The organism is Klebsiella sp. GG_Kp173, assembly GCF_040062415.1.
In the GTDB taxonomy this organism is placed as follows: domain Bacteria; phylum Pseudomonadota; class Gammaproteobacteria; order Enterobacterales; family Enterobacteriaceae; genus Klebsiella; species Klebsiella quasipneumoniae.
In genome coordinates, this window is record NZ_JBEAFZ010000005.1 from 46998 (window position 1) to 57901 (window position 10904).

Genomic DNA, 10904 nt, shown 5'->3' on the forward strand with positions numbered 1-10904 from the left:
TACGAATCTACATCTCTGTTGTAGCCCGGGCGAGGCCTTTGGCCGACCCCGGGAGCGGCTCGAAATTAATAACGGCACTGAAAGCCAAATACCTGACTAAAACAGTCAAGTAAATAGTTGACCAAATTACTCGGGAATGTCAGACTTGGCCCTGCTATGCAATACCCATATTAATAAAAAGCCCGGCCAGGGGCGAGTTTGAGGTTAAGTAAGACATGAGACTGACATCTAAAGGGCGTTATGCCGTGACCGCGATGCTTGACGTTGCGCTCAACTCTGAAACGGGCCCGGTGCCGTTGGCAGATATTTCAGAGCGTCAGGGAATTTCGCTTTCCTATCTGGAACAGCTGTTCTCTCGCCTGCGTAAAAATGGCCTGGTTTCCAGCGTTCGTGGCCCAGGCGGTGGTTATCTGTTAGGTAAAGATGCCGGCAGTATCGCCGTCGGCGAAGTCATCAGCGCCGTGGACGAATCCGTTGACGCCACCCGTTGCCAGGGCAAGGGCGGCTGTCAGGGCGGCGATAAATGCCTGACTCACGCGCTGTGGCGCGATCTGAGCGAGCGTCTGACCGGCTTCCTGAACAATATCACCCTCGGAGAACTGGTGAATAACCAGGAGATCCTCGATGTTTCCGGTCGTCAGCATCAGCACGAAACCCAGCGCAATGCGCGCACCCAGGACGCGATCGACGTTAAACTGCGCGCCTGAGTGACCCGTCCCGTTTCGGGCTGCGGCTGACAGGGCGAGGCAGCGCGAAACGGCGGGACAACGATTATAAAGAGCTTTCAGAATCAGGCCGGGATGCTCCGACATTCCGTGTACTCGGTCGTACATCAAGCCGGTTGCCTGATTCCTTGCATTGAGTGATGTACGGAGTTTAAGAGCAATGAAATTACCGATTTACCTCGATTACTCCGCAACCACGCCGGTGGACCCGCGTGTTGCCGAGAAAATGATGCAGTTCCTGACCATGGACGGGACCTTTGGTAACCCGGCCTCTCGTTCCCACCGTTTTGGCTGGCAGGCTGAAGAGGCGGTTGATATCGCCCGCAATCAGATTGCCGAGCTGGTCGGTGCCGACCCGCGCGAAATCGTCTTTACCTCTGGTGCGACTGAATCCGACAACCTGGCGATCAAGGGTGCTGCCAACTTTTATCAGAAAAAAGGCAAGCACATCATCACCAGCAAAACCGAGCATAAAGCGGTTCTGGATACCTGCCGTCAGCTGGAGCGCGAAGGCTTCGAAGTGACCTACCTGGCGCCGCAGAGCAACGGGATTATCGATCTGAAAGAGCTGGAAGCGGCGATGCGTGACGATACCATCCTGGTTTCCATCATGCATGTGAATAACGAAATCGGCGTGGTGCAGGATATCGCTACCATCGGCGAGATGTGTCGCGCCCGCGGTATCATTTACCACGTAGACGCCACCCAGAGCGTGGGCAAGCTGCCTATCGATCTCAGCCAGCTGAAAGTGGACCTGATGTCCTTCTCCGGTCACAAAATCTACGGTCCGAAAGGCATCGGCGCGCTGTACGTGCGTCGTAAGCCGCGCATTCGTATCGAAGCGCAAATCCACGGCGGCGGCCACGAGCGCGGTATGCGTTCCGGTACTCTGCCTGTTCACCAGATCGTCGGCATGGGTGAAGCTTACCGTATCGCCAAAGAAGAGATGGAAAGCGAGATGGCGCGTCTGCGCACGCTGCGCAACCGTCTGTGGAACGGCGTGAAGGATATGGAAGAAGTGTACCTCAACGGCGACCTTGAGCAGGGCGCGCCGAACATTCTTAACGTCAGCTTCAACTATGTTGAAGGCGAGTCGCTGATTATGGCGCTGAAAGACCTGGCGGTTTCCTCCGGTTCAGCCTGTACTTCCGCGAGCCTTGAGCCATCCTACGTGCTGCGCGCGTTAGGCATGACTGATGAACTGGCGCACAGTTCTATTCGTTTCTCTTTAGGTCGTTTCACTACCGAAGAAGAGATTGACTACGCCATCAACCTGATTCGTAAATCCATTGGCCGTCTGCGCGAGCTTTCTCCACTGTGGGAAATGTTCAAACAGGGCGTGGATCTGAACAGTATTGAATGGTCACATCACTAATTCGGCACCAATAAGGAGAATTCATCATGGCATACAGCGAAAAAGTTATCGATCATTACGAGAACCCGCGCAACGTCGGCTCTTTTGACAACAGCGACGAGAACGTCGGCAGCGGCATGGTCGGCGCGCCGGCCTGCGGCGACGTGATGAAGTTGCAGATTAAAGTCAACAATGAAGGTATCATTGAAGACGCGCGCTTCAAGACCTACGGTTGTGGTTCCGCTATCGCTTCCAGCTCCCTGGTCACCGAGTGGGTGAAGGGTAAATCCCTGGACGAAGCGCAGGCGATCAAGAACACCGATATCGCCGATGAACTGGAACTGCCGCCGGTGAAAATTCACTGCTCTATTCTGGCGGAAGACGCGATTAAAGCCGCGATTGCGGATTACAAAAGCAAACGTGAAGCAAAATAATTAGTTGAGGTTTTGTTATGTCGATTACTCTTAGCGACAGTGCAGCAGCGCGAGTCAATGCCTTCCTGGCAAACCGCGGAAAAGGGTTTGGCCTGCGCCTGGGCGTGAGAACCTCCGGCTGCTCAGGTATGGCCTATGTACTGGAGTTTGTTGACGAGCCGGCGGCTGAAGACACCGTGTTTGAAGACAAAGGCGTGAAGGTCGTGATCGACGGCAAAAGTCTGCAATTCCTCGACGGCACGCAGCTGGACTTCGTCAAAGAAGGCCTTAACGAAGGGTTTAAGTTCACCAACCCGAACGTCAAAGATGAGTGCGGCTGCGGCGAAAGCTTTAACGTATAATCGGTACACCCCAACCCCACCGCGGTCACGCCGCGCGTGGGGTTTTCGTTTAGATGCATGACCCTGAGGTTACTATGGACTATTTCACCCTCTTCGGGTTACCAGCCAGCTATACCCTCTCGCTTGAACAACTGGCTGTCCGGTATCAGGATCTGCAGCGCCAGTACCATCCGGATAAATTTGCCAGCGCGCCCGCTGCGGAGCAGCTTGCGGCGGTTCAGTATTCCGCCACCATTAACCAGGCCTGGCAGACGCTGCGCCATCCCCTGACCCGCGCAGAATACCTCCTCTCGCTGCATGGCTTCGATCTGGCCAGCGAGCAGCATACCGTTCGCGATACCGCGTTCCTGATGGAACAGCTGGAACTGCGCGAAGAGTTGGATGAGATCGGCCAGGCGAAAGACGAAGCGCGGCTGGAAAGCTTTATCAAACGAGTGAAAGCGCTGTTTGATACCCGCCATCAGCTGATGGTTGACCAATTGCATAATGAGAGCTGGGAGGCGGCGGCGGACACGGTGCGTAAGCTCCGTTTCCTCGATAAACTGCGCAGCAGTGCTGAAGAACTCGAAGAAAAACTGCTCGATTTTTAATTTTCGGAAGCAATTATGGCCTTATTACAAATTAGTGAGCCCGGCCTGAGCGCCGCGCCGCACCAGCGTCGTCTGGCGGCCGGTATCGACCTGGGCACCACCAATTCTCTGGTGGCTACCGTGCGTAGCGGCCAGGCCGAGACTCTGCCCGATCATCAAGGCCGCTCTCTGCTGCCGTCGGTGGTGAACTACCACGCATCGGGGCTGACTGTCGGCTATGACGCCCGGCTGAACGCCGCCCAGGATCCCGCCAACACCATCAGCTCCGTGAAACGGATGATGGGGCGCTCCCTCGCCGATATCCAACATCGCTATCCGCATCTGCCGTATCAGCTGCAGGCCAGTGAAAACGGCCTGCCGATGATCCAGACCGCCGGCGGCCTGCTGAACCCGATTCGCGTCTCCGCCGATATTCTGAAAGCGCTGGCTGCCCGGGCCACTGAAGCGCTGGCCGGCGAGCTCGACGGCGTGGTGATCACCGTTCCCGCTTATTTTGATGACGCCCAGCGTCAGGGGACCAAAGACGCGGCGCGTCTGGCGGGTCTGCACGTGCTGCGCCTGCTTAATGAACCGACCGCGGCGGCTATCGCCTATGGCCTTGATTCCGGCCAGGAAGGGGTGATTGCGGTCTACGATCTCGGCGGCGGTACCTTCGATATCTCTATTCTGCGCTTAAGCCGCGGGGTGTTTGAAGTGCTGGCTACCGGCGGCGACTCGGCCCTCGGCGGGGATGATTTCGATCATCTGCTGGCGGACTACCTGCGCGAGCAGGCGGGCTTCAGCGACCGTAGCGACAACCGCCTGCAGCGTGAGCTGCTGGATGCCGCCATCGCGGCGAAAATTGCCCTTAGCGATGCCGAGGTGGCGCACGTTGAGGTCGGCGGCTGGCAGGGCGATATTACCCGCAGCCAGTTTAACGATCTGATCGCCCCGCTGGTAAAACGCACGTTAATGGCCTGCCGCCGGGCGTTGAAAGACGCTGGCGTTGAGGCGCAAGAGGTGCTGGAAGTGGTGATGGTCGGCGGTTCGACCCGCGTGCCGCTGGTGCGTGAGCGCGTAGGCGAATTCTTCGGCCGTACCCCGCTGACCGCCATTGACCCGGACAAAGTCGTCGCCATTGGCGCGGCGATCCAGGCCGATATTCTGGTCGGCAACAAGCCGGACAGCGAACTGCTGCTGCTCGACGTTATCCCGCTGTCGTTAGGGCTGGAAACCATGGGCGGTCTGGTGGAGAAAGTGATCCCGCGTAATACCACCATTCCGGTGGCCCGCGCCCAGGAGTTCACCACCTTCAAAGATGGCCAGACGGCGATGTCCATTCATGTGATGCAGGGCGAGCGTGAGCTGGTGCAGGATTGCCGTTCGCTGGCGCGCTTTGCGCTGCGCGGTATCCCGGCGCTGCCGGCGGGCGGGGCGCATATTCGCGTCACCTTCCAGGTGGATGCCGATGGCCTGCTGAGCGTCACGGCGATGGAAAAATCGACCGGCGTGGAAGCCTCTATTCAGGTGAAACCGTCTTACGGTCTGACCGATGGCGAAATCGCCACCATGATTAAAGATTCGATGAGCTACGCCGAACAGGATATTCAGGCGCGCATGCTGGCTGAACAGAAAGTAGAAGCCGCACGCGTCCTGGAAAGCCTGACAAGCGCGCTGGCCGCCGACGCCGCGCTGTTAAGCGCCGCGGAGCGTCAGGCTATCGATGCTGCTGCGGAGCAGGTACGCGCCGCCGCGGCAGGCGACGACGCCGACGCCATTAAAGAAGCGATTAAAAATATCGACACACAAACCCAGGAATTCGCCGCCCGCCGTATGGATCAGTCGGTCCGTATCGCGCTGAAAGGCCAATCCGTGGACGAGGTTTAAAATGCCAAAAATTGTATTTCTGCCCCACCAGGACCTGTGTCCGGATGGCATCGTTGTGGAAGCTGAGACCGGTGAGACTATTCTGGATGCGGCGCTGCGTAGCGGCATCGAGATTGAACACGCTTGCGAAAAATCCTGTGCCTGCACCACCTGCCACTGCATCGTGCGTGAAGGCTTTGACTCGCTGGCGGAAAGTACCGAAGATGAAGACGATATGCTGGATAAAGCCTGGGGACTGGAGCCTGACAGCCGCCTGAGCTGCCAGGCGCGCGTCACCGACGAAGATCTGGTCGTTGAGATCCCGCGTTACACCATCAACCACGCACGCGAGCACTAATATGGCACTGAAATGGACCGACAGTCGTGAAATCGGCGAAGCGCTGTATGACGCTTACCCTGACCTCGACCCAAAAACCGTTCGCTTTACCGACATGCATCAGTGGATTTGCGATCTGGAAGAGTTTGATGATGATCCGAACGCATCCAATGAAAAAATTCTCGAGGCGATTCTGTTAGTCTGGTTAGACGAAGCCGAATAATTTTCGCGTCATGATTTATGCGGCGGTATAAAGTCGGATGAATCATCGAGCGAGAGAACGTTACGGGCTGCCATACGGTGGCCCGTTTGCTAAGAAGGATAATGATAATGACCGAAGCCATGAAGATTACGCTTTCCACTCAGCCAGCCGATGCGCGCTGGGGAGAGAAGGCGTCTTACAGCATTAATAATGATGGCATTGCCCTGCATCTCAACGGTAAGGACGACCTGGGCTTGATTCAGCGCGCGGCGCGTAAAATTGACGGCATGGGCATCAAGCATGTCGCGTTAAGCGGCGAAGGCTGGAACACCGACCGCGCGTGGGCGTTCTGGGCGGGCTATAAAGGCCCGAAAGGCACCCGAAAAGTTGAATGGCCGACCCTGGACGATGTGCAGAAAAGCGAGCTGGATAACCGTCTGACCATTATTGACTGGGTGCGCGACACCATCAATGCGCCGGCGGAAGAGCTGGGCCCGGAACAGCTGGCGCAGCGCGCCGTTGACCTGCTGTGCAGCGTGGCGGGCGAAAAGATGAGCTATCGCATCACCAAAGGCGAAGATCTGCGTGAGCAGGGCTATCTCGGCCTGCACACCGTCGGCCGCGGCTCCGAGCGTCCGCCGGTTCTGCTGGCGCTGGACTATAACCCGACCGGCGATAAAGAAGCCCCGGTATACGCCTGTCTGGTAGGTAAAGGCATCACTTTTGATTCCGGCGGCTACAGCATCAAACAGAGCGCCTTTATGGATTCAATGAAGTCCGATATGGGCGGCGCGGCGACTGTCACCGGCGCTCTGGCTTTCGCCATTACCCGCGGGCTGAATAAGCGCGTGAAGCTCTATCTGTGCTGCGCCGACAACCTGATCAGCGGCAACGCTTTCAAACTGGGCGATATTATTCATTATCGCAACGGCAAAACCGTCGAAGTGATGAACACCGACGCCGAAGGTCGTCTGGTGCTGGCGGATGGCCTGATTGACGCTTCGGCGCAGAAGCCTGAGCTGATCGTCGATGCCGCCACCCTGACCGGCGCGGCGAAAACCGCCCTCGGCAACGACTACCACGCGCTGTTCAGCTTTGACGATGCGCTGGCGAATCGCCTGCTGGCGAGCGCCCAGGCGGAAAATGAAGCGTTCTGGCGTCTGCCGCTGGCCGAATTCCACCGTAATCAGCTGCCGTCTAACTTCGCGGAACTGAACAATACCGGCAGCGCCGCCTATCCGGCCGGCGCCAGCACCGCGGCGGGCTTCCTGTCCCACTTCGTGGAAAACTACCACCAGGGCTGGCTGCATATCGACTGTTCGGCAACCTACCGCAAATCGGCCGTTGAGCAGTGGTCGGCGGGCGCGACGGGGCTTGGCGTACGTACTATCGCCAATCTGCTGACGGCTGAGTAATGGCCTTGCCGGGTAGCGCTACGCTTACCCGGCCTGGAAAATCCGCAGGCCCGTGCGGACGTCGCGCCGCCGGGCGATTTTTGAAGTAGCCAAACTATGTCCGAAACCAAAAACGAATTAGAAACCCTGCTGGAAAAAGCGGCTACCGAGCCCGCTCATCGTCCGGCATTTTTCAGCGCGCTGCTTGAGGCCACCGTCTGGGTACCGGGCAGCGCAGCCGATGGCGAGCAGATTGTCGAAGATAGCGCGCTGGATCTGCAGCACTGGGAAAAAGATGACGGCACGTCGGTCATTCCGTTCTTCACTTCGCTGGAGGCTCTGCAGCAGGCGGTGGAAGACGAACAGGCTTTCGTGATGATGCCGGCCCGCACGCTGATGGCGATGACTCTCGGCGAATCGCTGTTCCTCAACCCGAAGCTGCCGAGCGGTAAAGAATTCACCCCGCGGGAAATCAGCCATCTGCTCGGGGAAGAGGGCAGCCCGCTCAGCACCCAGACGGTGCTGGAGGGGGGCGAAGCGCTGCTGCTGTCTGAAGTCGCCGAGCCGCCGGCGCAGATGGTGGATTCGCTGACCACGCTGTTCAAAACGCTGAAAACCGTCAAGCGGGCGTTCCTGTGCTCGATCAAAGAGCACGCCGACGCGCCTGCTAATCTGCTTATCGGCATTGAAGCGGAAGGGGATATCGAGTCCATTATTCAGACCACCGGCAGCGTGGCCACCGATACCCTGCCCGGCGATGAGCCGATCGATATTTGCCAGGTGGTAGACGGCGAGAAGGGCATCAGCCACTTTATGATTGCCCATATCACGCCGTTCTATGAAAAGCGCTGGGGCAGCTTCCTGCGCGATTTCAAACAAAACCGCATTATCTGACAGCGGGGGCGGCAGCCCCCGGTTTCGCTATACTTTCAGCTCGATGCAAAAGCGGGTTGGCAAAGATTAATGCAGGGCGGCAACGATCCGCGGATAGGCTGACACCATGTGATAGAGCAGAAATCCCGTCACGCACAATGTGACGATGCCGTTGAAGAGCGCCATATCCCCGCGCCAGGCCCGGCACCTTTCCTCTCCCAACAGATAGCGTAGCGCTGCTACCAGCCCGGCGACCAGCATAAACGCCAGTAACACCCCCACCATCTGCGCGCTGACAATATACCAGCCCAGCGGCGTATTCACGCCCCGGGCGCTCATCAGCGCGATCTGCGCCGGCAAAATCGTCTGGAATCCGAGGGTGAGGAGCATCAGAAGGCGCAGATCCGCCAGCTGAGCATCGAATGTGCGGGCCAGACGTCGGGCGTCACGCAGCAGCAGCCCTCCTGACGTCACCGCCGCGGCAACGCTGATGTGCTGGAGAATAAAAATATATAACGCCAGGGTCCCGGATCCGACCCGGGACAAAAAGAACAGATTGCAAAAGACCATGACCAGCAGGCCAAATTTCGTCACCCAGGCACGGAGTACCTCGCCGGGCCAGCGGCGGCTTGACGCCGGGTTGTGCATCATCCATGCGGCAAGCGTCGATTTACCATAACCGGGCGCGAGCAGCACCATCAGAAAACCCAGCAGCGCCTGATGACCATAGGTGATCAGCGGGACGTCTGCCAAAGTGACGCCGAGAAAGCGGGTATAGACGGAAACGGGCGCAGGAACCAGGCTTAACCATGTTCGGTTCCATTGCGGCCAAAAATAGAGGATCGCGCCGCCGACCAGCAGGCCAGCGATGCCCCCCAGCCAGGGAAGGCGCGGGGAATAAGCAGAATGTGGGTTGGAGACTAATGCCATTTTCACTCCTTGTGGTGACATCAGGTTAGGGATTAAGCGCTCCCTCCTGGAGCTGGCCCCGACGGCGCCCGTTAAGCGCGCTTTCGGCGGGAGATGGTGAATTAGTCAGGGCAACCTTCGAGCCTGGCGTAAAGATCCTCATGAAGATATTCCAGCTCCAGCAAGGCGCCATCGCGTGCCTGGTTGAGGGCTTGCTGATGCTGCCATTCGTCGTGGCTCTCCTCTCCACCGGCAAAAATCTCCTGCAGATATTCAATCAGTGACGATTCTGCCAGCCAAAGGTCATTCTCTTTACCCTCGAAGCGGACGACAGGATATTCACCCTGTTCATCACGCTCGGTGACATAGATAAATACCTGCTGATCCCCAGGATGGCAGAGGCGAATCAGGGCAGGAAGACGCGGATCGTTGTTCCAGACGGGCATCAGCTCTTCAATATCCAGCCCGATCATATCAAGGCCATTCATATAATAAGCATCTTCATCCAGCGAGTCGGAAAGCAGGACGCCATGTTCATCAATGGCGTCCAGAACCGATTCCAGCACCCGTTGACCGTGGGGGCTTGTCAGCTGGCAATCGTAAGCCAGCAGCGCTTTCAAACTTTCCGGAAGTGCCACGGTTTCGCTATTTTGCGGATCGCGGTATTTCCGTACTCGCAGGCGATCCACTTCGTCTACGGGCATCGGTTTCGGGGTGGGATTGCGGTTGTGCTTGTGTACGACATCCATGAGATCCGGTAATGAAAAAGCCATCATTCAATTTCCTTATATAGTGGGCGGCAGTAAAGCGAACCCGGCAGGCGCAAGCCCTGCGGCAGCACAGAGTAACCGGTTTAGCGGCTGGCAGGAGAAAGAGGCGGGGAAAATCAGAAATTATTTAGTGGCCGCGGACCAGGGGCCCGCGGCCATGCGGCGTTTACTGAGCGGCAGGAGCCGGTTCAATCGGCAGATCGCTGCGCGCCCCCCATTCGCTCCATGAGCCGTCGTACAGGCAGACGCCGTTCACGCCAAGCGTGGTGAGCGCCAGCACCACCACCGCCGCCGTCACGCCGGAGCCGCAGCTGGCGATAATGGGCCGGTCAAAATCGACGCCCTGACGCAAAAAGATGTCGTTCAGCTCGTCGACGGTCTTCAGCTCGCCGTTAATCACCAGCTCCGTCCACGGCACGTTAAGCGCGCCGGGAATATGCCCGCGCCGCAGGCCCGGGCGCGGTTCGTTAGCCTGGCCGTTAAACCGGGCCGCCGGACGCGCATCGACAATCTGCGCCGACCCTTCATGGCTGACCAGCAGCACGTCGGTCAGGCGCTTAATTTGCTGAGGATCGAAGCGCACGTCGAATTCCCCTTCGGCCACCTCCGGCACCCCTTGTTCCAGCGGCAGTTCGTCGCGGCGCCAGCCCTCCAGTCCACCGGCCAGAATCGACACCTTCTCCACGCCAAAGGCGCGCAACATCCACCAGGCGCGAGGCGCGGAAAACAGATTGCCTTCGTCATAAACCACGAGGTGCTTATCGCTGCAGACGCCCAGTTCGCGCATGGCGACGGCAAACGCCTCGGCGCGCGGCATCATATGCGGCAGCGGGCTGGTGTGATCGGACAGCGCCTCGATATCGAAAAACAGCGCGTTCGGCACATGGCCGGCGCGGTACTCCGCGGCCATATCGCGCAGGGCCTCCTGTCCGGCGGGCGCCATGCGGGCGTCGATAATCTGGATCTCCGGGTCATCAATATGTTCCGCCAGCCAGTCGGCGGCGACAAAAAACGAGGTGGACATAGGTGCCTCCGTTTTACTATTCATGACTGAATTGTCGGCGTTTTATCGGGTGCTGACAAGTTAAGGACGCCAGAGTGGGGACGACGTCACGGCACTTTTCTGATTA

13 protein-coding genes are annotated in these 10904 nt (G+C 58.2%); 10 read left to right on the plus strand and 3 right to left on the minus strand.

Annotation, left to right across the window (positions count from 1 at the left end):
* Positions 1 to 215: 215 nt before the first annotated feature.
* The 10 genes from iscR to sseB all read left to right on the plus strand — a co-directional run bounded on the left by iscR (position 216) and on the right by sseB (position 8116).
* On the plus strand, positions 216 to 707 hold the full coding sequence (gene iscR / locus ABLU50_RS05115; protein ID WP_002913993.1) for a Fe-S cluster assembly transcriptional regulator IscR: 492 nt from the start codon (positions 216 to 218) through the stop codon (positions 705 to 707).
* Between the two features lie 178 nt (positions 708 to 885).
* On the plus strand, positions 886 to 2100 hold the full coding sequence (iscS, locus tag ABLU50_RS05120; protein ID WP_017900428.1) for a cysteine desulfurase: 1215 nt from the start codon (positions 886 to 888) through the stop codon (positions 2098 to 2100).
* 26 nt (positions 2101 to 2126) lie between these two features.
* On the plus strand, positions 2127 to 2513 hold the full coding sequence (gene iscU / locus ABLU50_RS05125) for a Fe-S cluster assembly scaffold IscU (RefSeq protein ID WP_002913991.1): 387 nt from the start codon (positions 2127 to 2129) through the stop codon (positions 2511 to 2513).
* A gap of 17 nt (positions 2514 to 2530) precedes the next feature.
* Entirely contained in the window at positions 2531 to 2854 is a 324-nt protein-coding gene (gene iscA, locus ABLU50_RS05130; RefSeq protein ID WP_002913979.1) for an iron-sulfur cluster assembly protein IscA, read from the plus strand.
* 74 nt (positions 2855 to 2928) lie between these two features.
* A complete protein-coding gene (gene hscB, locus ABLU50_RS05135; protein ID WP_004201868.1) occupies positions 2929 to 3444 on the plus strand; it encodes a co-chaperone HscB in 516 nt (171 codons plus the stop codon).
* A 15-nt stretch (positions 3445 to 3459) separates the two neighbouring features.
* Positions 3460 to 5310 (plus strand): Fe-S protein assembly chaperone HscA, encoded by a 1851-nt coding sequence (gene hscA / locus ABLU50_RS05140; protein WP_323084103.1) that lies wholly within the window; start codon positions 3460 to 3462, stop codon positions 5308 to 5310.
* A 1-nt stretch (position 5311) separates the two neighbouring features.
* Complete coding sequence (gene fdx / locus ABLU50_RS05145) at positions 5312 to 5647, plus strand: ISC system 2Fe-2S type ferredoxin (protein WP_004201872.1); 336 nt, start codon at positions 5312 to 5314, stop codon at positions 5645 to 5647.
* Between the two features lies 1 nt (position 5648).
* Positions 5649 to 5849 carry a Fe-S cluster assembly protein IscX gene (iscX, locus tag ABLU50_RS05150; protein WP_002913954.1) on the plus strand — a complete coding sequence of 67 codons (201 nt, stop codon included), beginning with the start codon at positions 5649 to 5651 and terminating at the stop codon, positions 5847 to 5849.
* Positions 5850 to 5956: 107 nt separating this feature from the next.
* Positions 5957 to 7243 (plus strand): aminopeptidase PepB, encoded by a 1287-nt coding sequence (pepB, locus tag ABLU50_RS05155; protein ID WP_004201874.1) that lies wholly within the window; start codon positions 5957 to 5959, stop codon positions 7241 to 7243.
* Positions 7244 to 7339: 96 nt separating this feature from the next.
* Positions 7340 to 8116 carry an enhanced serine sensitivity protein SseB gene (sseB, locus tag ABLU50_RS05160; RefSeq protein ID WP_004201877.1) on the plus strand — a complete coding sequence of 259 codons (777 nt, stop codon included), beginning with the start codon at positions 7340 to 7342 and terminating at the stop codon, positions 8114 to 8116.
* A gap of 66 nt (positions 8117 to 8182) precedes the next feature.
* Here sseB and ABLU50_RS05165 read toward each other — a convergent pair whose 3' ends face one another.
* The 3 genes from ABLU50_RS05165 to sseA form a co-directional block, all read right to left on the minus strand.
* The gene (locus tag ABLU50_RS05165; RefSeq protein ID WP_087832033.1) at positions 8183 to 9025 is read right to left on the minus strand and encodes a hypothetical protein; all 843 of its coding nucleotides are present in this window, start codon (positions 9023 to 9025) and stop codon (positions 8183 to 8185) included.
* A 101-nt stretch (positions 9026 to 9126) separates the two neighbouring features.
* Positions 9127 to 9777, minus strand: coding sequence for a DUF5066 family protein (locus ABLU50_RS05170; RefSeq protein WP_087832207.1), 651 nt, complete (start codon positions 9775 to 9777; stop codon positions 9127 to 9129).
* A gap of 163 nt (positions 9778 to 9940) precedes the next feature.
* On the minus strand, positions 9941 to 10798 hold the full coding sequence (gene sseA / locus ABLU50_RS05175; protein ID WP_087832034.1) for a 3-mercaptopyruvate sulfurtransferase: 858 nt from the start codon (positions 10796 to 10798) through the stop codon (positions 9941 to 9943).
* Positions 10799 to 10904: the final 106 nt, after the last annotated feature.